This window comes from Stenotrophomonas sp. YJH_SMC_69, from assembly GCF_059370495.1.
The window spans coordinates 1-23676 of the sequence record NZ_JCAFTS010000001.1 but is presented as its reverse complement, the minus strand read 5'-3'; the positions used below and the strand labels follow the sequence as shown (position 1 = coordinate 23676).

Genomic DNA, 23676 nt, shown 5'->3' with positions numbered 1-23676 from the left:
CATGAGAAAACGCATTCCCACGTCCCTACGCCGCCAGCGCGGGGCCGCACTGATCGAGTACGCCGTGGTCGCTTCCGTCGGTGTCCTGGTCCTGGTCGCCGAGCCGAACATCGTGCTCGAGCTGATCGATTCACTGCGCAAGGCGTACCAGGGGTTCACCTATATGCTGTCGATGGGAGTCGTATGAAGGCGCTCCCGCTGAAAGCCAACCGCAACGTCGTCTTCATCATCATCGCCCTCGCGCTCGGCCTGTTCGCGGCCCTGGTCGCCGTGCGCTACGTGCAGAAGGCAGTGAACGAGCGTGCCGCTCCGCCGGTGGAAATGGTGCCGGTAGCCGTGCCCAAGACCGACATGGAGCCGGGCAGCATTGTCACCGTTGCCGACCTTGCAGTGCGCGAAGTCCCCGCCGACCTGCCGCCTGCCGATGCGATCACGCCGGACAATGTGTCCGAGTACAGCGGCCGCATGCTGCGCGCGCCGATCCGCGAAGGTGCACCGCTGGGTGCCAGTGCACTGGTACCGCTGTACGACCAGTTCTCGCGCGTGATCGCCAAGGGCAACGTGGGCTACACCCTCCAGGTGGACGAGACGAACTCGATCTCCGGCATGATTGCTCCCGGAGATCACGTCGACATCCTGCTCACCGTCGAGCAGGAACAGACCGGTGCCCGGGTGCTGCCGCTGCTTGAGGACATCAACGTTCTGGCAACCGGCAACCGCGTCGGCGAAACGCCGGCCTCGGAAGACCAGCAGGGCTATTCGAACATCACTCTGGAACTGACACCGGCACAGGCGCAGCGACTCACGGTCGCCGCCAAGGCCGGTTCGATGCGGGTGATGCTTCGCCAGGTGGAGGATCGTGGTGCGTTCGGCCTCAGTGGCATGACGCAGAGGGAACTGCTCGGCAACGGCACGCAGGGTCGTGCTGGCGTGCAATTCATCATTGGGGGCAAAGGGTCGACGAATGCGCAGCAATAATGGAATCCGCAGCCTCATCGCCGCCACTGCGGCCATCGCTGTTGTCACCTCGCCACTGCTGGCCGTGGCACAGACCACCGGCACCCAGCTGACCCCGGTACCGGTCATGGCCGCACCGCGCCCTGCTGTCCAGGCGCAACCGCAGCCCAACACCAACCATGCACCGGTACCCGGTGGGCAGAGCGCCTTCCCGGCGCCGGTTCCCGATCCCGCCTATCGCACCAGCGCATCGGCCATGCCTGCGGTGCCGCTGCCCACCCGCGCCCGGATCTATGCCGGCCAGGCCGCCGTCTACACGCTGCCCAGCGGGCTCAAGCGCGTGGCCGTCGGTAGTGGCGAGATGCTCGAGGTCACCAACGTCGGCCCGCGCGACCTGATCATGATGGGCATGAAGCCCGGCTCCACCACGGTTCACCTGTGGCTGCAGAACGGCAAGCAGCTGCAGGTGCAGGTGGACATCTCCGAGAACGATGCCGTCAGCCTGGCCGAGACCATCCGTACCCTGCTGGCCGACGTGGAAAAGATCAATGTGCATGCGGTCGCCGACCGTGTGGTCATTACCGGCCAGGACATCAACCCGGGCATCGGCAGCCGCATTGATGCGATCCAGAAGATCTACCCGACGGTGTTGAATTTCACTACTGCCGACCCGGTGGGCATGCGCCCGATGGTGCAGATGGACGTGAAGATCATGGAATTCGACACCAATGCGCTGGAAGAACTCGGCATCCAGTGGGACAACGTCATCCGTGGCCCGGTGGCGGGCATCGTCAAGGATTTCACCAACAACAACTACTACCGCATCAACCCCGAGCAGAGCCCGGCCAACGGCGTGCTGCTGCCGAACAAGCTGCAGGGAACCCAGGCCTTCTTTGGCATCGCCACGCAGATCGGCTCGGCGATCAACCTGATGATGAACAAGGGCAAGGCGTTCCTGCTGGCCTCGCCCCAACTCAGCGCCCGCAGCGGCGGGCAGGCCAAGTTCCTGGCCGGCGGCGAAGTGCCGATCCCGGTTCCGCAGGGCTTCGGCCAGGTCACCGTCGACTACAAGGAATACGGCATCAAGCTCGACATCGAGCCCCTGGTCAACTTCAACCAGGACATCTCCACCCGCATCCTGGCTGAGGTCAGCCGCGTCGATCCGACGGTGACCGTGCAGGGCGTGCCTGGCTTCACCACCCGCCGCACCGAGTCGGAAATCAACGTCCACGCAGGGGAAACCATCGTCATCTCCGGGCTGATCGACTCCAGCGCGCAGCAGGATGCCAAGCGCCTGCCGCTGCTGGGCGATATCCCGATCCTCGGAAAGCTGTTCCGCTCCGATGGCTTCCGTGGCAACCGTACCGAGCTGGTGATGTTCGTTACTCCGCGCGTGGTGACGCCGGGCTCGCAGGAAAACCTCGATGGCCTGGAGCGTGCGCGACAGATCCAGGAGCGCGGCCAGCAGGCCATGCCGCGCCGGAACAAAGATTTCGTGCAGTGACCGGAGCCGTCGCATGTTCAACATCCTCATCGACACACCCAACCGCGACCAGCGACGTGTCCGCTGCCTGCACCGTGAATGCGGGATCGGCCGTGGCGACGGCAACCTGGTGGTGCTGCAGGGCTGGAGCATCGCCCAACGCCATGCGGCGCTGAAGCGCGAGGACCAGGGCATCTTCATCGAGAGCCTGGGAGGCCGCTCGCCGGTACTGGTGAATGGCGAACAGGTCAAAGGCAGCCGTGGCCCGCTCACCAGCCGTGACCGCGTGCAGATCGGCGACTACCTGCTGCAGGTGGTGGACGACGACCCGCCGGCCGAACCCCTCGCCGATGCTGGAAGTTTCAATGCGGGCGCGGCCAACGATGTACCGGTGGACGTCACGCCCGCACCGGCACCCGCACCGGCGCAGCCATCCAGCGAACGCCAGCTGGCGCGGCCGGAGCAGCTGCCGCCGGACATGGCGGTCTATCGTGCAAAGCTGCATGCCTCGCTGGTCAAGCAGATGGACCTGCGCCGGCTTGACGTGCGCAGCATGGACGATGAGTCGCTGCGCAACGCCACGATCAAGCTGATCGATGAGGTGATGCAACGGGAGTTCTCCGAGCTGCCCAAGACGATCAACCCACGCAGGCTGGCCAAGGAGGTGCTCGATGAGGCCATCGGCCTGGGCCCGCTGGAAGACCTGATCGACGATGCGACGGTGACGGAAATCATGGTCAACGCGCACGACCAGATCTTCATTGAACGTGCGGGCCGGATCGAACGGTCCCCCATTGTCTTCACCAGTGACCGCGCGGTGCTGTCAGCCATCGAGCGCATCGTGACGCCCCTCGGTCGCCGCATCGACGAAAGCTCGCCGATGGTCGACGCGCGGCTGAAGGATGGCTCCCGCGTCAACGCCATCATTCCGCCGGTGGCGCTGCGCGGTCCGAGCATCAGCATCCGAAAGTTCGCCAAGCGCAAGCTGGAAGGAAAGGACCTGCTCACCTTCGGTTCGCTCAGCCAGCCGATGCTGGAATTCCTGATCGTTGCGGTGCGCGAACGGCGCAACATCGTCGTCACCGGCGGCACCGGCTCCGGCAAGACCACCCTGCTCAACATCCTTTCCAACTTCATTCCCGATACCGATCGCATCGTCACCATCGAGGACGCGGCCGAACTGAAGCTCGTCCAGCCCAACCTGGTTGCCCTGGAAGCGCGTCCTCCCAACATGGAGGGCAAGGGCCACATTTCCATCCGCGACCTGGTACGCAACGCGCTGCGCATGCGCCCGGACCGCATCGTGGTCGGCGAGTGCCGCGGCGGCGAAGCACTGGACATGCTGCAGGCCATGAACACCGGCCACGAAGGATCGCTGACCACCGCCCATGCCAACAATCCGCGCGAGGCGCTGTCGCGCCTGGAAGTGATGGTCATGATGTCCGGCATGGAGCTGCCGATGACGGTGGTGCGCGAACAGATCTCGTCGGCAGTGGACCTGATCGTGCACCAGAAGCGCTTCCCCTGCGGTTCGCGCAAGGTCAGCCACATCACTGAGTTGACGGGCATGGAAAGCGGAACCATCCAGCTGCAGGATGTGTTCCTGTTCAAGGCACGCTCCACTGCCGGACGCGATGGCAAGGTGGTGGGCGAGTTCGTCGCGACCGGTGCAGTGCCGGAGTTCTATGAAGAGCTTGCCGAGCGCGGCGTCGCCGTTGACCTGGACATTTTCCGTACCGGGGGACGGCGGAATGAGTGACATCCTGCTGATCGCCCTGCTGTGTTTTGCCTGCGTGACGGGCTCGGTGCTGTTGCTGGCGCGTGCCAGCTCCGGCTTCATGGACCGCTACCGCGCCAACTTCATGGACCAGGCGCGGGTCAATCTGGCCGACATGTTCCTGTTCGTCGACCCGCGCGTGCTGTTCAGGACCAATGTCCTGATGCTGCTGGCGATTCCCGTGCTGCTGTGGATCGTCACCGGCGGCAACCTGCTGCTGCCGATCCTGGCCCTGATCCTGCTGGCCATAGCGCCACGCAAGATCTACCTGTGGCTGAAGCAGCGCCGCCTCGACCAGATCCAGCAGCAGTTGCCCGACGGGCTGCTGATGCTGGCCGGCAGCCTCAAGGCCGGCGTCGGCTTCAATCCTGCGCTGGAAGCACTGGCCCATGACGGCCTGCCTCCGCTGGCCCAGGAGCTGGCACTGGTACTGCGCGAGCAGCACATGGGCGTGCGCACGGAGGAGGCGCTGGACAACTTCGCCGCCCGCGTGCCCATTGCCGACGTGAAGCTGTTCGTGGCCGCCGTCAGCATTTCGCGCGAGGTTGGTGGCAATCTCGCCGAGAGCCTCTCCACGCTCGCCGAAACGCTGCGGCGCAAGCTCATCATGGAAGGCAAGGTCAAGGCACTTACCGCGCAGGGGCGCCTGCAGGGCATCGTCATGGCGATGCTGCCAGCCGGCCTTGTCGGCTTCCTCGTGCTGTTCTATCCAGAAACGATGAACCCCATGTTCCACACCTTCATCGGCTGGTGCGTCATGGCCCTGATCGGGGTACTGGAATACCTCGGCTACCGCATGTGCCGCAAAATCATGACGATCGATATATGAACGCCCTGCTCATCCTGGTCGCACTGCTTGCCGCTGCCGCTGTTGGGCTGCTTGCATTCGCGCTGCGCGGACTGGTGCAGTCGGTCGAGGTGGACCAGCGCAACTACCAGGATCCGCTGCCGCTGCTGCTGCGCATCCTGTGGCCGCTGATTACGGTCGCTACGCGCCTGGCCGGGCCGCGCCTGTCCTCGGCACAGCTGGAGCGCGCGCATCGCAGCCTGCAGTCGGCCGGCCAGGACTTCGTGCTGTCACCGGAAGAACTGTATGGCGCACGGATCGTCTCCGCCGCCGTGGCCAGTACCTTCCTGTTGCTCACCATCATCCTGCTGGGCCGGTTCGGAGTCGGCTCCGTGCTGATGGCCCTGGCATTCGGCGCACCCTTCGGGTGGATGTATCCCACGCTGTGGCTGGGCGAACGGCGGAAAGCGCGCTCCAAGCATGTGATCCGCGACCTGCCTATCTTCCTCGACTTCATCACCATGGCCGTCGAAGCGGGCCTGAACATCACCGGTGCGATCGAACAGTCCGTCGACAAGGGTCCACCCGGTCCGCTGTCACAGGAGTTCTCGCGCATGTTGCGTGATCTGCGCGCCGGCCTTCCGCGTGCCGAAGCGCTGCGGCGCATGTCCGATCGCGCCGACATTTCCCAGGTGACCAGCTTCACCAGCGCTTTGATCCAGGCGGACCGGGTGGGTGCCAGCCTGAGTGACACACTGCGCTCGCAGGCCATGCAGCGCCGCGAAGAGCGCTTCCTTCGCGCCGAGAAGCTGGCCCTGGAAGCGCCGGTGAAGATGATGCTGCCGCTGGTGCTGTTCTTCTTCCCGCTGATCTTCGTCGTCCTGGCCTACTTCATCTTCCTGCAGATGAAGCAGCAGGGCATCCTGTGAGTCCCCGCACATGAGAACCGGCGCCCTGATCCGCGACCACCAGCAGTTGCTCAGCTGCGTCTGGCATGCCGATCGCTGGCACCAGCGGCTGCGCGGCCTGCTGTTGCGCGCGCCACTCCAGCCTGGGCAAGGCCTGCTGATAACCCCCTGCTCGAGCGTGCACACCCTGGCCATGGGGTATCCACTCGACCTGTTGTTCCTGGACCGCGATCAGCGCGCCGTTGGCTGGCGCGAGGCCGTGCGCCCATGGCGCGGCGCCTGGTGCCGCGGCGCCTACTCGACGCTGGAAATGCCGGTGGACAGCCTCAGGCATATTGCTCCGGTGCTGGGCGAGACGTTCCAATGGTGCCCTTCTCCGCCTGCGGCACCGCCATCCACGAGGGCGTTGCAATGAAGCACATCCGCACATCCATCCGCCAGCAGCGGGGCCAATCGCTGATTGAATTCTGCATCGTGGTTCCGGCCTTCGTCTTCCTCATCCTGGTCATCTTCCAGTTCGTCCTGATCTATCGCGCCAAGTCGCTGCTGGATTTCGCCACGCTGCAGGCCGCGCGTGCCGGCGCGGTCAGTGGCGTCAATCATTCCGAGATGCGCAGCGCACTGGAAATGGCAATGGCTCCCCTGTACGCGACCTCGCCGGATGCCGCCGGTGCCGTCGCCGCCCGCGCCAAGGTCGCCCTGCTGTGGAAGAACCCGTTGCTGTCACCGAAGATCGAGGTCATTTCACCCAGCCGCGCGGCGTACAACGAGTTCCGCGAGCGCCAGTTCGATGGGCGCTATGCGCTGCCGAACGACAATCTTGCCTTCCGCGATGCACGTGTCGGCAGCAGCCGCGTCAGCGTGCAGGACGCCAACATCCTCAAGATCAAGGTCACCTATCCGATGCCCCTGATCGTTCCCTTTGCCGACCGGGTGATTGCCGGTCTTTCAGACCTGGTCAGCGAAGGCGACAGCTTCCGCCCGGCCTCGATGCTGATCGAGGACCCGATCACCGGCCATCGCCGCATGCCGATCGAGTCCTACGCGATCGTCCGCATGCAGAGCCCCGTGCATGACAGCAACAACCTGGCGCGCTGACATGCAGGTGCTGCTGGCCAGCCTGTTGATGGCAGCAACCTGGGCCGTCGCCGCGCAATCCACGGACGCTGCTGACAACGAACCTCCACAGGCGCGATTGCTGGCACGCGCCTATGGCCTGGGCCCACTCGGTCCAAGTTCGCCTGGTGGTGAGGTCGAGGTCGAGATCCGTTTGCGCGGGCCTGCCATCCGTATTGATTTCCGCGGCGACAATGCGCCCGATGCATGGCTGACCACCCAGGGCCAGCGCGGCCGGGCATGGCTGGTGAGCGAGCGCGGCAACTACACGCTGCCGGTCGCCGACGCCAGTGGTCCCTACTGGTACGATCCTGCCGCCCCATGCCACACGATCGGAGGGCGCTGCTCTCCCGCACCCGGCGAGTTCATCCTGGGTCGCCTCGCTGCCGGCTGGCGCTATGACAATGCGCAGGGCCCTGATGGCACCACCTCCGGCACGTTGTGGATCGATACCCGCACGGGCCTGCTGCTGGGTTACCGCGGACGCACCGGCAACCAGCGTACCGAACGCGGCCTGCGGGTTACCGAGGTCACATTCGATGAGGTGCCGTCGAGCCTGTTCGACCCGCCCGCCGGATTGCGGCGACGCACGCAGGATGCGGCGAACTGAGCGAGGTGGTTGCAGTGCCGACACCGTGGCGCGGGAGGTCTCACTCCCTCCGCGCCGGTAGATCCACGCAGCGCGTGGATCTACCGCTGGCCCGCCCCCCTTAGAAGCCTACCCGCAGGTTGATCTGCCCGCCGACATCGCGGCGGCCATCACCGTGCTGGCCCTGCACGAACATCGACAGCTGGCTGTTGCGACCCAGGCCGACCGCCACGCCGAGCTGGCTGACCAGCGCATTGCGTGCCATCACCGCGCTGTAGACATCGAAGGCATCGCCACCGACCGCGAAGCGGTTGCGGCTGGCCACATCGGTGTCACCCGATGCATGCTGCCAGCCCAGGCCGACGGTCAGCTGCGCCGGGAAGCGCGCGCCGCTACCCACGTCCCAGCGGCCCCGCACGCCCACCGTGCTGACGTTGAGCGTGTCCTTGCCACCTTCCAGCACCAGTGCGGCACTGCCACCCTGCTCCAGCGCACGATCACTGTCGACCCAGTGCCGGGTGAACTGCACGTACGGCTGCAGTTGGGTCCTGCCATGGGTCCAGGTCCAGCTGCCTTCGACCTGGGCGATGGTCACGTCCGAATCCTGGCGGCTGTACAGGGTCTGGCCCAGCAGAGGCACTTCACGCGTGGTGCGCGTGCGGTAGTCACCGCGCGACACGCTGCCACCGACCGCAAAGCCGTTGTTCCACTGTCCCTGTGCATACAGGCCGAACGTGTTGCCGCGCAGGCGGGCGCGCGAACTGCGATCGTACAGGCGCGTATCCAGCCGTTCGTTGCCGGCCGCCGCACCCAGCACCACGTGTTCACCCAGCTGCCAGTCCACACCCGCCATCACCGCATTGCGGTTGGAACGGATCTCATCGCCATTGCCATCGCCATCCTGCTTGAACACCTTGCCGCTACCAGCCAGCCAGGCCGAGGCACGCTCACCACGCACGGTCGGCAGCTCACTGCCCAGGCGCTGGCGGATGCCCTCTTCCAGGTAGTTGTCGTACAGCAGCACCGCGCGGCTGGCCGCGTGCACTTCGCCGGAGAGCTGGTCGAATGCGCTGCGCGCAGTGCTGGCGTCATACAGCAGCACCGTGTTGTACAGGCCCAGCGCCGCGCCACTCTGCGGCAGGCTGTCCAGCGCCGCAGCGGTGTTGTACTGGTTGCGCGTGTTGGCCACGGTGGTGAACGCCGCCGTCTGCGCCACGTCGATCTGCAGGTTGGCGGTGTTGGCGGTGTAGACCGGGGTGATGGTCAGGAAGGCCGACGGCGAGTTCGCCGAGGCGAACTGCCCGCTCACCCCACCGCCCGCGTTGATCACCGTGTACTGCTGGCCCTGCTGGTAGCTGGTGCTCGGCGAGATGGTGTTCACCTTTACGGTGCTGCCACCCACGTTGGCGCTGCCGCCCACCTGTACCGTATCGCTGCCGCTGGCACCCAGATCGATGCCCAGCGTGCTGCCCGGCGACAGGGTCAGGTTGCCACCCACGGTGATCGTGCCGGTGCCATTGCCTGTGCCGCTGCCGTTGCCCGGGCCATTACCCGGCGACAGCACGCCACCACTGGACACCGTCACGCCACCGCCGGTGCCACCAATGGTGCCGGTGCCGGACAGCGTGGTACCGCTGCCGATGGTCCACTGGCCGCCGATGGTGCCGGTGACATTCAGGCCGCCGCCGGTGACCTGGCCGGTACCGTTGAAGCCACCACTGTTGCCGCCGAGGTTCAGGCCACCGGGGCCGGCCTGCACGATGCTGCCGCCGCCGCTGATGCTGCCGCCCAGCGTGGTGGTGCCACCGGTGTTGATCACCAGGCCACCGTTGTTGGTGATGTTGCCGGTGATGGCGCCGCTGGCCCCACCGTTGCCGACCTGCACCGTGCCACCGGCGTTGATGGTGGTGCCACCGGTATAGGTGTTGTTGCCGGTCAGGATCACGGTGCCGGTGCCGGCCTGGGTCAGGCCGCCGCTGCCGCTGATGGTGCCGCCGACGGTGGTGTTGCCACCCACGTTGAACACCAGGCTGCCGTTGTTGCTGACGTTGCCGGTGATCGCACCGCTCGCGCCACCGTTGCCGACCTGCAGCGTGCCGCCGGTGTTGATGGTGGTGCCGCCGGTATAGGTGTTGTTGCCGGCCAGGACCACGGTGCCGGTGCCGGCCTGGGTCAGGCCGCCGCTGCCGCTGATGGCGCCGCCGACGGTGCTGTTGCCACCCACGTTGAACACCAGGCTGCCGTTGTTGACGACACTGCCGCCGATCGCACCGGTCGCACCGCCATTGCCAACCTGCAGCGTGCCACCGGCGTTGATGGTGGTCGGGCCGGTATAGGTGTTGTTGCCGGTCAGGGTCAGCGTGCCGCTGCCGGCCTGGGTCAGGCCGCCACTGCCGCTGATGGTGCCGCCCAGCGTGGTGTTGCCGGCCACGTTGAACAGCAGCGTGCCATTGTTGGTGACATCACCGACGATCGAACCGGTCGCACCGCCATTGCCCAGCTGCAGCGTGCCACCGGCATTGATGGTGGTACCGCCGGTGTAGGTGTTGGTGCCGGTCAGCAGCAGCGTACCGCTGCCGGCCTGGGTCAGGCCGCCACTGCCACTGATGGTGCCGCCCAGCGCGGTGTTGCCGGCCACGTTGGAAATCAACGCACCGTTGTTGGTGATGTCGCCGGCGATGGCGCCGGTTGTACCGCCATTGCCCACCTGCAGCGTGCCGCCGGCATTGATGGTGGTACCGCCGCTGTAGGTGTTGTTGCCGACCAGGGTCAGCACCCCGCTGCCGGCCTGGGTCAGGCCACCACTGCCACTGATCGCGCCGCCGACGGTGGTGTTGCCCGCGACGTCGAAGACCAGGCTGCCGTTGTTGGCGACATTGCCGGTGATCGCACCGGTGGCACCGCCATTGCCCACCTGCAGCGTGCCACCGGCATTGATGGTGGTACCGCCGGTATAGGTGTTGTTGCCGGTCAGGGTCAGCGTACCGGCACCGGCCTGGGTCAGGCCACCGGTGCCGCTGATGGTGCCGCCCAGCAAGGTGTTGCCGGCCACGTTGGACACCAGCGCACCGTTGTTGGTGATGTCACCGACGATCGCGCCGGTCGCACCGCCATTGCCCACCTGCAGCGTGCCGCCGGCATTGATGGTGGTACCGCCGGTGTAGGTATTGTTGCCGGTCAGCACCAGCGTGCCACTACCGGCCTGGGTCAGGCCGCCGCTGCCACTGACCACCGCGCCCACGGTTGCCGTCGTGCCCAGGTTGTAGACCAGGCTGCCATTGTTGGTGATGTCGCCCAGCACCGAGCCGGTGCTGCCGCCGTTGCCGATCTGCAGCGTGCTGCCACCATTGATGGTGGTGCCGCCGGTATAGACGTTGTCGCCGCTCAAGGTCAGCGTGCCGGTGCCGCTCTGCACCAGGCCACCAGTGCCACTGAGCACACCGCCGAAGGTGGTGCTGCCGTTGTTGCCGCCGGTGGTCAGGGTCGCACCGCCCAGCACCACGCTGGATCCGGTCACGCCGGCCAGGCCACCGATGCTCTGGCTGCCACCGGCACTGATGTCCAACGTGCCGGCACCGGACAGGTTCACCGTGCTGGCACCGGACAGGCTGCCACCGGCCGCCACCGCCAGCGTGCCGCTGTTGATGGTGGTGGTACCGGTGTAGGTGCTGGCGCCGCCCAGGGTGACGGTTGCCGCGCCATCTTTCAGCAGGCCGCCAGCGCCGCTGATCGGGCCATTCAAGGTCAGCGCGTTGCTGCCCGCCAGGGTCAGCGTGCCATTGGCCAGCTGCACGGTGTTGGCCAGGGTCAGCGCGCTGGTGCCGTCCAGGCTGGCGTTGCCGCCCACGGTCAGCGCGCCGGTGCCCAGCGAACCGTCGTTGCCCAGCAGCAGGCCACCGGCATTGAGGGTCACGCCGCCCGTGAAGACGTTGACGCCAGTCAAGCCCTGGATGCCTGCGCCGTTCTTTACCAGGCCACCGGCCCCTCCGATGGTGCCGGCGAACGTGGTATTGCCCACGCCATTGAGGGTCAGCGTGCTGCCGCCCAGCACAACGGTCGAACCCGCCACGCCTGCCAGCGAACCGATCGCCTGCGCACCACCCGCGCTGATGTCGAAGGTGGTACCGGCATTGGCCAGGTTCACCGCACCGGTCGCCGCCAGGCTGCCACCGGCGCCGATCGCCAGCGTGCCGGCGTTGATGGTGGTACCCCCGGTGAAGGTGTTGGTGCCGGTCAGCGTCTGGGTCCCCGAGCCTTCCTTGATCAGGCCACCCGAGCCGGCCAACGAACCACTGAACGTGCCATTGCTGGCATCACCGATCGTCAGCGTGTTGGCCCCCAGGTTCACCGTACCGTTGCCGACCAGTGTGCCGAACTGCTGCGTGCCGCTGCCCGCCGACAGATCGAAGATCGCACCCGAGGCCAGGTTGACGATGCCACTGGCGTGCAGGCTCGCGCCAGCACCCAGTGCCAATGTACCGGCGTTGATGTTGGTGCCACCGGTGTAGGTGTTGGTGCCGTTCAGGGTCAGCGTTGCGGCTCCCTCCTTGGTCAGGCTGCCGGTGCCGCTCAGGTTGCCGTTGAGGGTGAGGTTGTTGCTGCCGAGGACGGTCAACGCGTTGTTGAGGGTGAAGTTGTTGGCGAGGGTGACCGCTGTGTTCGAATCGAGCGTCGCAGCGCCTGCGACCGTCACCGCACCGGTGCCCAGCGCAGCATTGTTGCCGACCACCAGGCCGCCGGCGTTGAGCGTTACGCCGCCGCTGAAGGTGCTGCCGCCGTTGAGCGTCTGCACGCCTGCGCCGTTCTTGACCAGACCGCCGTTGCCACTGATCGCACCGCTGAAGGTGCTGTCCACGTTGCCGCCCAGGGTCAGCGTGCTGCCACCCAGCGCCACCGTACTGCCGGCGACGCCGGCCAGCGAGCCGATGGCCTGGTTGCCCGCCGAAATGTCGAACGTGCCGGCACCGGCCAGGTTCACCGCGCCGGTCGCGGCGAGGCTGCCACCCGCGCCGATCGCCAGCGTGCCGTTGTTGATGGTGGTACCACCGGTGTAGGTGTTGGCACCGCTCAGGGTCACGGTGGCCGCACCGTCCTTGACCAGGCCGCCGGTACCGGAAATCACACCGCCCAGTGTCAGCGCCTGGCTGCCAAGCAGGTCGAGGTTCGCGCCCGCTGCGAGCCCGATGTTGTTGGCCAGGTTGACGCCTGTCGATGCATCCAGCGTCGCGTTGCCGCCCACTGCCAGCGCACCGCTGCCGAGCGCAGCGTTGTTGCCGACCACCAGGCCACCACCGTTGAGTGCGACGCCACCACTGAACAGATTGGCGCCTCCCAGCGTGAGGACGCCGGCGCCATTCTTGACCAGGCCACCGGTGCCGGAAATCGCGCCATCGAAGAGGCTGTTGCCCACACCACCGAGTGTCAGCGTCTGTGCACCCAGGCTCACCGTCGAGCCCGCCACGCCGTTCAACGAGCCGATGGTCTGGTTGGCACCTGCGGTGGAGATATCGAAGCCGGTGCCTGCAGCGCTCAGCGTCACCGCGCCGGTGGCTGCAAGGCTGCCGCCCGGACCAATCGCCAGCGTACCGGCAGTGATGAAGGTGCCGCCGCTGTAGGTGTTGGCACCGGTCAGCGTCTCGATGCCCGTACCGACCTTGGTCAGGCCACCCGTGCCTGCGATCGAGCCACTGAAGGTGCCATTGGTGGCGCCGCCGACTTCGATCGAGTTGGCGCCGAGGTTCACCGTACCGTTGCCGACCAGGGTTCCGAACACCTGCGTGCCGCTGCCGGCAGACAGATCCAGCGTGGCACCTGTGGCGAGGTTCACGGTACCGCTCGCCGCCAGGCTGGCACCGGCCCCCAGCGCCAGCGTGCCGGCGTTGATGTTGGTGCCACCGGTATAGCTGTTGATGCCATTCAAGGTCAGCGTCGCGCTGCCGTTCTTGGTCAGGCTGCCGGCACCGGAAAGGACGCCGTTGAGCGTCAGTGCGTTGGTCCCGAGCACAGTCAGCCCGGCGTTGAGCGCGATGTTGTTGGCCAGCGTTGCCAGGCCGGTGGTATCCAGCGTGGCAGCACCGCCGACCGTCAATGCACCGGTGCCCAGCGCCGCGTCATTGCCGAGTACCAGCCCGCCTGCATTGAGGGTCACGCCGCCGCCAAAGGTGTTGGCACCGGACAGCGTCTGTACGCCCGCGCCCACCTTGACCAGCCCCCCGCCGCCACTGATCACGCCGTCGAACGCGGCGTTGCCGGCCGTACCGAACGTCAATGAGTTTCCGCCCAGCGCCAGCGTGCTGCCGCCCAGACCATTGAGTGCGCCGATGGTCTGGCTGCTGCCGGCACCGGAGATATCGAAGCCGGCGCCCGCCCCCAACGTGACGTCACCCGCCGCGGCCAGGCTGCCGCCCGTGCCCAGCGCCAGCGTGCCGGCATTGATGGTGGTACCGCCGGTGTAGGTGTTGGCACCGGACAGCGTCAGCGTGGTAGCGCCGTTCTTGATCAGGCTGCCATTGCCGCCGACCACGCCCGACAGCGTCAGCGCATTGCTGCCCGGCACCGTCAGTGCAACGCCCGAGCCCAGCGTGACCGCATTGCCGAGCGTCACTGCCGCGCCCGCATCCAGCGTGGTGCTGGTATTCACCGCCAGCGCGCCGGTACCAAGCGCACCATCCGCACCGACGACCAGGCCACCACCGTTCAGGGTCAGGCCGCCACCGAAGGTGTTGGTGTTGTTGAGGGTCAGCAGGCCCGTACCGTTCTTGACCAGGCTGCCATTGCCGGCCACCACGCCACCGAGCGTGACATCGTTGCTGCCGCCCAGCGTCAGCTGCGTGCCCGCACCGAAGTTCACTGCATTGGCCAGGTTCAACGCCACCGTGCTGTCCAGCGTGGTAGTGCCACCGATGCCCAGCGCACCGGTGCCGAGCGCGCTGGCATTGCCGAGGATCAGGCCACCCGCGTTGAGTGCAACACCGCCACTGAAGGTGTTGGCACCGGACAGCGTCTGCACGCCGGTACCCGTCTTGGCCAGGCCGCCAGTGCCACCGATCACGCCGGCAAAGCTGCCGTTGCCGGCGCCGCCAAAGGTCAGCGACTGCGCGCCCAGCGCCAGCTGGCTGCCTGCGACGCCGTTGAGTGCGCCAATGGTCTGCGCGGCACCGGCTGCGGAGATGTCCAGCGTCGCACCGGCACCGGCAAGATCCACCGCACCGGCCGCGGCAAGGCTGCCACCGGCCCCCAGCGCCAGCGTGCCGGCGTTGACGGTGGTGCCACCCCCGAACGTGTTGGCGCCAGACAGCGTGAGGCGCGCCGCGCCATCCTTGATCAGCCCGCCGGCGCCGAACACCGGACCGGTCAGCGTCAGGTCATTGCTGCCCAGCACGGTGAGGTTGGCGCCGGCGGCGAGGCCGAGGGTGTTGCCCACCGAAAGCGCCGCAGTGGCATCCAGCGAAGCGTTGCCGCCCACGTCCAGCTGGCCGGTACCCAGCGCCTGTGCGTTGCCAAGCTGCAGTACGCCCGCGTTGATCCCGACGCCCCCGCTGAACGTATTGGCGCCGTTCAACCCCAGTGTCGCCGCACCGTTCTTGACCAGCCCGCCGGTGCCGCTGATGACGCCCCCCAGCGACACGTTCTGGCTGCCCAGCAGATCCAGCACCGCACCGGCGCCGAGGTTGACGCTGTTGGCCAGGTCCAGCGCCACCGAACTGTCCAGCGTGGTATTGGCCCCCACCGACAATGCACCGGTGCCCAGCGCGCCGGCATTGCCCAGCAGCAGGCCGCCGCCGTTGACGGTCAGCCCGCCGCCGAAGCTGTTGGCGCCATTGAGGGTCAAGGTGGTGGCACCGTTCTTCACCAGCCTGCCCGCACCGGACACCACCCCACCCAGCGTGATCGACTGCGAACCCGGCAGCGACAACGCGGCGCCTGCACCCAGTGCCACGTTGTTGCCCAGGTTCAGCGGCGCACTGCCGTCGAGCGAGACGTTGCCACCGATGCCCAGCGTCCCCGTGCCGAGTGCGCCGCTGTTGCCCAGCAGCAGGGCGCCAGCGTTTGCGTTCAGTCCACCACTGAAGGTGTTGGTACCGTTCAAGGACAGTGTCGCCGCGCCGTTCTTGACCAGGCTGCCGGTGCCCGTGATGTTGCCGGCCAGGGCCAGGTTCTGGCTGCCCGGCAGGGTCAGGGCCGCGCCGAGGTTGATCGCATTGCCCAGGTTCAACGCTGCCGTGGTATCCAGCGAACCGTTGCCGCTGACCGTCAACGCCCCGCTGCCGATCGCACTGCTGTCGCCCAGCAGCAGGCCGCCCGCCGTCAGATTCACGCCGCCACTGAAGGTGTTGGCGCCGCTCAGCGTCTGGATGCCCGTGCCCTGCTTGACCAGGCCGCCGGTACCACCGATCACGCCCGCGAACGTCTGGTTGGTGGCATCACCGAAGGTGAGCGTGCTGCTGCCCAGCGTCACCGTGCTGCCGGCAATACCGGACAGCGCGCCGATGGTCTGGTTGCCGCCGAGCGAGATGTCCAGGTCCGCGCCAACGCCGGCCAGGCTGACCGCACCGCCGGCGGCCAGGCTTCCGCCGCTGCCCACCGCAACCTTGCCGGCATTGATCGCCAGGCCGCCGGTGAAGGTATTTGCGCCACCCAGCGTAAGCGTGGCGGCACCGTTCTTGACCAGGCTGCCGGTGCCACCGATGGCGCCGCCCAGCGTCAATGCGTTCGAGCCCAGCACATTGAGCGAGCCACCCGCGCCCAGCGTGATGCCATTGCCGACCGCAAGCGCCGCGCTGGTGTCGAGCGACACCACGCCACCAACATTCAGCGCACCGGTTCCCAGTGCTCCAGCGTTGCCCAGCACCAGGCTGCCGGCATTGAACGCCACGCCGCCGCCGAAGGTGTTGGCGCCATTGAGCGTCAGCGACGACGCACCGCTCTTGACCAGGCCACCGGCGCCACCGATCACGCCGTTGAACGTCAACGCCTGGTTGCCGAGCAGATTGAGGCTGGCACCCGAACCGAGGTTGACCGCGTTGGCCAGTGCAAGCGCCCCCGTGGTTCCATCGAGCGTCACGTTGCCGCCGACACTGAGCGCACCGCTGCCCAGCGCAGCAGCATTGCCCAGCAGCAGGCCGCCGCCGTTGAGTGCCACGCCGCCACTGAGGTTGTTCACGCCCGACAAGGTCTGCACGCCGGTGCCCAGCTTGACCAGGCCACCCGTGCCTGCGGCGAACGTGCCGCTGTAGCTGGTATCGCCCAGCCCCGCGAGGGTGAGCGTGTGGCTGCCCAGGTTGACCGAACCGCCGAGGCCCGCCAGCGAACCGATGGTCTGGTTGGCGGCCGCCGACAGGTCCAGGGTGGTACCGACGCCGACCGTGATCGCACCGGTGGGTGACAGGCTGCCGCCCGCGCCCAGCGCCAACGCGCCTCCGGCCAGGTTGAAACTGCCGGTCAGCGCATTGGCGCCGTTCAAGGTGAGGGTGCCGGCGCCGCTCTTGGTCAGGTTGCCGGCACCGGAGATCGAACCGTTCAATGACAACGCATTGCTGCCGAGCAGGTTCAGCGAGCCCCCGCCATTGATCACCAGATTGTTGCCCAGGGTGAAGCCCGCCGTCGTATCCAGTGAAGCGCTGCCACCCACGGTCAGGTTGCCGCTGCCCAGTGCACCGGCATTGCCCAGTACCAGGCCGCCGGCATTGAGGTTGACGCCGCCGGAGAACAGGTTTGCGCCGCCGAGAGTAACGATGCCGGTGTTGTTGACCGTCAGCCCGCCAGTACCGGACAGCAAGCCCCCCAGGCTGAACGCATTGGTCCCTGCCAGGGACAGATTGCCACCAAGGCTGAAAGCGTTGGCCAGGTTCAGACCGGCCGTGGCAGAGGCGATGGCACCGCCGTTGGCGGTGAACAGCCCTGTGCCGAAGGAACCGGCATTGTTGAAATTGACCAGGCCATCATTGAGCGTGGTCGTACCCGCACCCGCCCACGCCCCCTGCAGGTTCCAGGTGCCGCTGTTGACGGTGAGCTTCTGGAAGTTGAGGTACTGGTTCCAGCCCAGCGTGGTCACCGCTCCGCCGGTGCCGGACCCCGGACCGCTGACGACGTTCTGCAACACCAGCGTGTTGTTGGCCGCACCACTGCCGGTACCGGCGTCGACCGATCCCGCAGCCGCAACCTTTACCCCGGTGACACCGGTAATCACGCCGGCAAGAGCGCTGCCGCCGCCGCTCACAACGCTGGAACCCGACACTGCGGTGAAGGTGTTGCCGCCGGTTGAATCACCCAGGTGAACGCTGCCACTGACCGCCCCCGCATTGAGGAACGTGTTACCGCCAGAAGCACCCAGGCCGACGCGTCCGTCGATGGTGCCTGTGTTGGTCACATTGGCGGCTGCACCACCATAGGTCACCACCGTGGTCGCGTCGGAAACGCTGCCTGCACCGATCAGCGACGTGCTGATCAGGCCGGCGTTGTTAATGGTGGTGGTGCCGTTGACATTCTGTGCCACCAGCGCCTGTCCACCGAAGCCCAACAGCGTTGCGATGTTGACGACACCCTTGATCTGTCCGCTGGCGTTGTTGTTGACGACGATCGCGCTGTTGTTGGCAGAACCATTGCCGATGACCAGGCCGGGCGAGGCGAGGATGATCGAGCTCGGATCGATCGTGCCATTGTTGTTGACCGTCACGTTGTCGCCGGTCAGCGTTGCTGCGTTGCCGCCGCCTACAATCGGCGGCGTACGCAGCAATGCACCCGCGTCGATGTTCAGCGTGAGGCCGTTGGTCGCGTTGGAGTAGTTGTTGATGCTGGTGGTGCTGTCGCAGTTTACGGTTGTGGTGCCGGTGCACGCTGCGAATGCCGATCCGCTGGCCAGTGTGGCGGCCAAAGCCGCCGCCAGCTGGTGCGCCCGCAATCGCGGCACCCGCCCTGCGCTGACCGCGCTTCCGCCGGGGTTCTGGGCGACCTCCGAAGCAACCTGCATTACCCCAAGGGCATGATTGAAAACCAGACGGTAAATGCGGTTCATCGGTAAATCTCCATGAAAAGACCGGATGGCACAGCTGGCAGGTTTTTTGGAGACAATGCGGCCCACCCCGGCTCCCCGAACGGGAACAAGGCCTGAAGGCATTAACTCCTGAAAATCTTCACATCTTCACGCGATCGCACCCGGGGACAGGTGCGCCAGCGCGTCCGTCAAGCCGAAAACTCCCCGATTTCGCCCGACGAATGGCGGCACTGTGCGACCGACGGTGCCAGCGGCATGTGAATCACGCGCGCTATTTTTATGACGTGCGTCAAATAACAGGGGCGGACAAAATGGTTTTGCCGAAAATGCATATTGCTGCGTGTGGCGGAGAATCCATTCCCCGCCATGAGTAAATAAATTCAGCTGCTGGAGAGTTTCATCAGCACCAGGCCGGAAACGATCAACACCGCCGCACCGATCCGCATCGGGCTGACCTGCTCGCCCAGGAACACAATGCCAACCACGAACGCCCCGACCGCGCCGATGCCGGTCCAGATCGTATAGGCGGTTCCCAGCGGCAGGCTGCGCATGGCCACCGCCAGCAACCAGAAGCTGGCGATCATGCCGATGATGGTGACTACGGTGGGGGTGAGCCGGGTGAAGCCTTCGGACTGCTTCATGGACACGGCCCAGACGATTTCCAGCAGGCCGGCAAACAACAGATAGATCCAGGCCATGACGGCCCTCCTCTTGGTAGGGCCAGGCCGTCCTGGTCATTGGTTCCCGATGTGGGGGAGGTCGTTCCTCCTGGCCGGCATTCTAGCAACGGGGGTGGGTACCGGCCGCTGCCGCCGGGAGCGGGTTACAGCCGATTCAGTGCATGAAGCTGGCGTCGATGGGCCCGTCTGCGCTAGAATGCGCGTCTGCCATCGGCCAGCCCGATGTGCAGTCCGGCTGTGGTCTCCGGCGCGCCGCGCGCTGTTTCCCCTGATCCGTGAACTGGCCGCCCACCGGGCGGCCAACGTCTCTATGGTGGCCCCGTCGGCCCCTCGCGACGCTAGGTCGAAAACCCCGCCAGGGCCGGAAGGCAGCAACGGTATCGATCGACGCGGGCGCCGAGGTCAGCCGGCGGGGCCACCGCCTTTTCCGCACTGGGCTCAGATCCCTTTGCATGGCAAAGGGATCTGACCCCGGCTTCGCATTCTTGGCCCGGCATGGCGCCGCGCTACCCTGCCTCGGGCGTGCCCTGGTGGAACACCATGCGCCATCTGTCCCCGTGCCGGCGCCACAGCGAACTGCGCAGCACCCAGTGCTGCAGCTGCCCATCAAGGTGATGGCGGCTGCGGTAGCGCACCTGGGCCAGGTCCTGCGACAGCAGCCAGACGGCGTACTGCTCCGATTCGATCTGCACCTGGGCACGCTCCAGCGGAATCTCCACCAGCGCGGCCGCACGGTCGTAGCACTGGCCGGAGCTGCCGATCTCGCTGAAATCCTCATCCAGCAATGCGGCCAGTTGCTCGCGGTCGGCACGCACCTGCGGCGCATGCAGTGCGCGCTCCAGCGCCTCCAGCCCGGCAGCCAACGCCGCATCTGCGGGCTGGCCGGTACCGCTCACGGCGGGTCCTGGACCAGCACGTGCGGGGCGGTCGGGCTCGCCAGCGGCACGCACTGCCCCGGCTGCGCCACGCGGTGCCCACGCGCAGCCAGCGCCAGACCATCGGCCGCGCTGGCGTAGTGGTACAGCATCATCCGCGCCTGCAGTTCGGCGCTGTACTCACGCTCCAGATCGTCCACGCCGGTATGCGAGGGATTGCCGTGCAGGCCGCAATCGTGAGCGATCAGTTCGTTGTCACTGGCAAAGCGTGCCAGCATCTCCGGAATCGGCCGGGTATCGCCGCTCCAGGTCAGCGCGCCCTGCAGGCGCAGGCCATAGGCCGTCTCCGGCCAGTGGTGGCGCACCGGAAACACTTCCAGGCGCACGCCCTCGTGCCAGAACGCCTCGCCCACCACGATCAGCTGGAAGGCATCCCAGAAGTTCGCACCGCCCTCGGCCAGCACGTTCGGGTAATCCCCGATGCGCTTGTGCAGCAGCGGCACCACCGTGGCGGGCACGTACAGGCGCACCTTGCCGCGCCGGTGCGCATTGAAGAAGGTATCCACGAACAGGCGCTCGAAGCCGGCCACGTGGTCCAGGTGCACATGGGTGACGAACAGCGCCTGCGGCATCTGCCCGTAGTGCGCCTTGAACGCGGTCAGTCCTTCGCCACCACAATCGATGGTCAGCCATGGACGCCCATCGCGCTCGATCACCGACATCGGCGACCCCAGCTCGACCGCCGACGCATTGCCGACGCCGAGGAAACGCAACGCCCAGTCCATCAGGTGCCCCGGTTCCAGGCCATGTCATAGGCACGGCGCAGCCGCGCGTAGTCCTTCTGCACGTCTTCCACGCTGCGCTCGCCGCGCAGCTTGATCAGCGAGCGCAGCAGGCGCTTGAGGTTGCGCTCGCGCCAGGCGGTCGCTGGGATGCGGATCACGCCGCGGTCGAAATCGATCAGCCAGCCATGGCCGCTGCCATCGAACAGGATGTTGTGCGCGTTGAGATCGGCATGGTCCAGGCCGGCACGATGGAAACGGGCAATCAGGCGCCCGGTCTCCTCCCAGGGAGCCCCCCGGCCGGCCACCAGTGCGCGGTCGGCCAGCGAGCGCACGCCCTCGATCCGCTCCATCAGGATCGCCGCCCGGTAGCGCAGGCCCTCGCGCATGTAGAACGCGGCGATCGGCCGTGGCACCGGCAGCTTTTTCTCGCGCAGGGCGCGCATCAGGCGGAATTCGGCGAAGCTGCGGGTCCGGTCCGATCCGCGCCAGAGGTACTGGTCATGGCTTATACGGGCCGCCATGCCGCCGCGCAGGTAGTGGCGCAGCACGCTGGCACCGAACGGCGCATCGACGAACCAGGCGCTGCCGCGGCCGCCCTCGCCCACCGGCCGGGCCCTGCTGCCCCAGTGCTGGGGCGAGAACAGGCCGATCTCGGCTTGCCGCAGCCGCTCGCGGTCGAACAGAATGGCCCCGATGCCGCGACCCTCGCGGCATGGCGTCAGCGCTTCATTGGCGTCGAATGCGACCATTTCATTGAGTCTAACAACACATGGCATCAGCGTCCTCCTCCTTGTGCCTCCTGCGCCTGTCCGCACTTGGCGATGTCACCCACGTGGTGCCCCTGGTGCGTACCCTGCAGGCCGCGCGCCCGGACACGCCGATCCACTGGATCATCGACAAGGTCGGCCACAAGCTGCTCGACGGCCTGCCCGGCGTCACCTTCCATGCCTACGACAAGAAGAGCGGCATGGCCGGGGTCAAGGAACTGCGCAGGCAGCTGCCGCCGGGGCGCTTCGAAGCGCTGCTGCAGATGCAGGTCGCGTTCCGCGCCAACCTGCTGTCGGCCTTCATTCCGGCCGAGCGCCGCATCGGCTACGACCGCAGCCGCTCGAAGGACCTGCATGGGCTTTTCATCAACGAACGCATTCCCGACCGTCCCGGCATCCATGTGCTCGATGCCATCGGCAGCTTCTGCGAACCGCTGGGCGTGCGCCAGACCGAGGTCAGCTGGGACCTGGCCGTGCCGCAGTCGGCATATGAGTGGGCCGCCGCGCAGTGGCGCGACGATGGTCGCCCGGTGCTGATGATCTCGCCCTGCTCCAGCCACGTGCGCCGCAACTGGTACGCCGACCGCTACGCCGCCGTGGCCAACCACGCGGTCACGCGCGGCTGGCAGGTGGTGCTGTGCGGTGGCCGCAGCGAACTTGAGCGCAGCATGGCCGACGCCATCCAGGCACAGCTGCACACGCCGGCGCTGGACCTGGTAGGCAAGGACACGCTGAAGCAGCTGCCCGCCCTGCTGGCCCGCGCCAACCTGGTGATGACGCCCGATTCCGGCCCGATGCACATCGCCAACGCGATGGGCGCCAAGGTGCTGGGCCTGCATGCGGCCAGCAATCCGAACCGCAGCGGCCCGTACTCGGATCGTCGCTATTGCGTGGACCGCTACGACGATGCGGCACGCAAATACCTCGCCAAGCAGGCCACCGATCTGAAGTGGGGCACCAAGATCGAGTTCGACGATGTGATGGAACTGATCACCGTGGAAGACGGTATCGCTGCCTTCGAACGCTACGTCGCCGACCACCTGGGGTGAGCGGCAGGCCGCCCGGGATTACACGCGCTGCGCGTAATCCTGATAGGACTTCTCCTCCACGTACGCCGAGCCCAGTGCGAGGTTGATCGCCTTCTTGATGCGCGCGCGTTCGTCATTGCGCAGGTACACGCTGCGCGCCAGGTCGATGAAGCCCTGGTCGAACGCCTGCGCCTTCTCCTTCAGCCGGATGTCGTCCTCGATCTCCCACAGCTGCTCGTTGACCACCTTCAGCTCGGCACGCAGCCTGGCGATGTCCTTCACGGCCGCCGGGTGTGCCATCCAGGTCTGCTCCAGCGCCGACAGCTCCCTGCGCACGTTGGCCAGCTTGCCCTCGTCGCTGATGCGCTCGGACTTGATCTGCAGGATCGAAATCTTGTCCAGCAGCTCGCCGAAAGAAACGGGAACGAGGATTTCAGCGGTCATGGGGAAAAGCTCCAGCAGGTGATGCGTACATGGTAACCCGCAGCGTCCGCACGGATATCCCCGGTAGATCCACGTCATGCGTGGATGAGCCTGCCAGCAGGAACAGCATCCACGCACCGCGCGGATCTCAGTGATGCATCTGGAGGACCAAGCCCCTCTGTTGAGGGGCTGCCCCGACAGGGGCGGGGAGAGGCCGGCAAAGGGAGGGGCCCACACGTTGCACAGCAACGTGTGGGGCGACGCGCAGAGCGCGTCGCGTCCCGCGCCAGATCAGTTCAGGGTCACTACGGCGTGATTCCCGCCGCGCATCGCACCGCGCGGATCTCCCGTGATGCATCTGGAGGATCAAGCCCCTCTGTTGAGGGGCTGCCCCGACAGGGGCGGGGAGAGGCCGGCAAAGGGAGGGGCCCACGCGTTGCGCAGCAACGTGTGGGGCGACGCGCAGAGCGCGTCGCGTCCCGCGCCAGATCAGTACAGGGTCACTACG

At 66.7% G+C, this 23676-nt stretch carries 16 protein-coding genes and 1 other RNA gene; 11 read left to right on the top strand and 6 right to left on the bottom strand.

Annotated elements, in window-relative coordinates:
- Position 1 precedes the first annotated feature (1 nt).
- Genes AC5P8F_RS00085 through AC5P8F_RS00045 form a run of 9 tightly spaced genes read left to right on the top strand, consistent with a single transcriptional unit; the run spans position 2 to position 7638 of the window.
- Positions 2 to 187 (top strand): hypothetical protein, encoded by a 186-nt coding sequence (locus AC5P8F_RS00085; RefSeq protein ID WP_049440694.1) that lies wholly within the window; start codon positions 2 to 4, stop codon positions 185 to 187.
- Positions 184 to 978 carry a Flp pilus assembly protein CpaB gene (cpaB, locus tag AC5P8F_RS00080; protein WP_014036170.1) on the top strand — a complete coding sequence of 265 codons (795 nt, stop codon included), beginning with the start codon at positions 184 to 186 and terminating at the stop codon, positions 976 to 978. The genes AC5P8F_RS00085 and cpaB overlap by 4 nt, the downstream gene beginning before the upstream one ends.
- Positions 965 to 2461 carry a type II and III secretion system protein family protein gene (locus AC5P8F_RS00075; RefSeq protein ID WP_014646170.1) on the top strand — a complete coding sequence of 499 codons (1497 nt, stop codon included), beginning with the start codon at positions 965 to 967 and terminating at the stop codon, positions 2459 to 2461. Before cpaB ends, AC5P8F_RS00075 begins: the two co-directional genes overlap by 14 nt.
- A 13-nt stretch (positions 2462 to 2474) precedes the next feature.
- Entirely contained in the window at positions 2475 to 4199 is a 1725-nt protein-coding gene (locus AC5P8F_RS00070; protein WP_495227517.1) for a TadA family conjugal transfer-associated ATPase, read from the top strand.
- Complete coding sequence (locus AC5P8F_RS00065; protein ID WP_014646168.1) at positions 4192 to 5046, top strand: type II secretion system F family protein; 855 nt, start codon at positions 4192 to 4194, stop codon at positions 5044 to 5046. The genes AC5P8F_RS00070 and AC5P8F_RS00065 overlap by 8 nt, the downstream gene beginning before the upstream one ends.
- Entirely contained in the window at positions 5043 to 5933 is an 891-nt protein-coding gene (locus AC5P8F_RS00060) for a type II secretion system F family protein (RefSeq protein ID WP_014646167.1), read from the top strand. Before AC5P8F_RS00065 ends, AC5P8F_RS00060 begins: the two co-directional genes overlap by 4 nt.
- Before the next feature lie 10 nt (positions 5934 to 5943).
- Positions 5944 to 6327 (top strand): DUF192 domain-containing protein, encoded by a 384-nt coding sequence (locus AC5P8F_RS00055; RefSeq protein ID WP_032958206.1) that lies wholly within the window; start codon positions 5944 to 5946, stop codon positions 6325 to 6327.
- The gene (locus AC5P8F_RS00050) at positions 6324 to 7010 is read left to right on the top strand and encodes a TadE/TadG family type IV pilus assembly protein (RefSeq protein ID WP_032958205.1); all 687 of its coding nucleotides are present in this window, start codon (positions 6324 to 6326) and stop codon (positions 7008 to 7010) included. Before AC5P8F_RS00055 ends, AC5P8F_RS00050 begins: the two co-directional genes overlap by 4 nt.
- Positions 6985 to 7638: a hypothetical protein gene (locus AC5P8F_RS00045; RefSeq protein ID WP_239683822.1), complete on the top strand. Its 654-nt coding sequence runs from the start codon at positions 6985 to 6987 to the stop codon at positions 7636 to 7638. The genes AC5P8F_RS00050 and AC5P8F_RS00045 overlap by 26 nt, the downstream gene beginning before the upstream one ends.
- A gap of 100 nt (positions 7639 to 7738) precedes the next feature.
- Here the strand turns inward: AC5P8F_RS00045 and AC5P8F_RS00040 are convergent, their stop codons facing one another.
- Together AC5P8F_RS00040 and AC5P8F_RS00035 are read right to left on the bottom strand one after the other, a co-directional pair.
- The gene (locus AC5P8F_RS00040) at positions 7739 to 18631 is read right to left on the bottom strand and encodes an autotransporter-associated beta strand repeat-containing protein (protein WP_495227516.1); all 10893 of its coding nucleotides are present in this window, start codon (positions 18629 to 18631) and stop codon (positions 7739 to 7741) included.
- 359 nt (positions 18632 to 18990) lie between these two features.
- Entirely contained in the window at positions 18991 to 19308 is a 318-nt protein-coding gene (locus AC5P8F_RS00035; protein WP_005415486.1) for a DMT family transporter, read from the bottom strand.
- Between the two features lie 301 nt (positions 19309 to 19609).
- On the opposite strand from AC5P8F_RS00035, the gene ffs reads away from it, so the two are divergent.
- An RNA gene (gene ffs, locus AC5P8F_RS00030) (signal recognition particle sRNA small type) lies at positions 19610 to 19706 on the top strand.
- A 90-nt stretch (positions 19707 to 19796) separates the two neighbouring features.
- On the opposite strand, the gene AC5P8F_RS00025 is transcribed toward ffs, so the two are convergent.
- The 3 genes from AC5P8F_RS00025 to AC5P8F_RS00015 are packed head-to-tail and all read right to left on the bottom strand — an operon-like array spanning position 19797 to position 21699.
- Positions 19797 to 20186, bottom strand: a complete 390-nt coding sequence (locus tag AC5P8F_RS00025) for a nuclear transport factor 2 family protein (protein ID WP_049440697.1) — start codon at positions 20184 to 20186, stop codon at positions 19797 to 19799.
- Positions 20183 to 20950: an MBL fold metallo-hydrolase gene (locus AC5P8F_RS00020; protein ID WP_014646162.1), complete on the bottom strand. Its 768-nt coding sequence runs from the start codon at positions 20948 to 20950 to the stop codon at positions 20183 to 20185. The genes AC5P8F_RS00025 and AC5P8F_RS00020 overlap by 4 nt, the downstream gene beginning before the upstream one ends.
- Positions 20950 to 21699, bottom strand: a complete 750-nt coding sequence (locus AC5P8F_RS00015) for a 3-deoxy-D-manno-octulosonic acid kinase (protein WP_032958195.1) — start codon at positions 21697 to 21699, stop codon at positions 20950 to 20952. Before AC5P8F_RS00015 ends, AC5P8F_RS00020 begins: the two co-directional genes overlap by 1 nt.
- Before the next feature lie 20 nt (positions 21700 to 21719).
- Between AC5P8F_RS00015 and AC5P8F_RS00010 the strand changes: the two genes are divergently transcribed.
- Positions 21720 to 22766 (top strand): glycosyltransferase family 9 protein, encoded by a 1047-nt coding sequence (locus AC5P8F_RS00010; protein ID WP_495227515.1) that lies wholly within the window; start codon positions 21720 to 21722, stop codon positions 22764 to 22766.
- An 18-nt stretch (positions 22767 to 22784) separates the two neighbouring features.
- Here AC5P8F_RS00010 and AC5P8F_RS00005 read toward each other — a convergent pair whose 3' ends face one another.
- Entirely contained in the window at positions 22785 to 23189 is a 405-nt protein-coding gene (locus tag AC5P8F_RS00005) for a DUF6165 family protein (protein ID WP_014646159.1), read from the bottom strand.
- Positions 23190 to 23676: the final 487 nt, after the last annotated feature.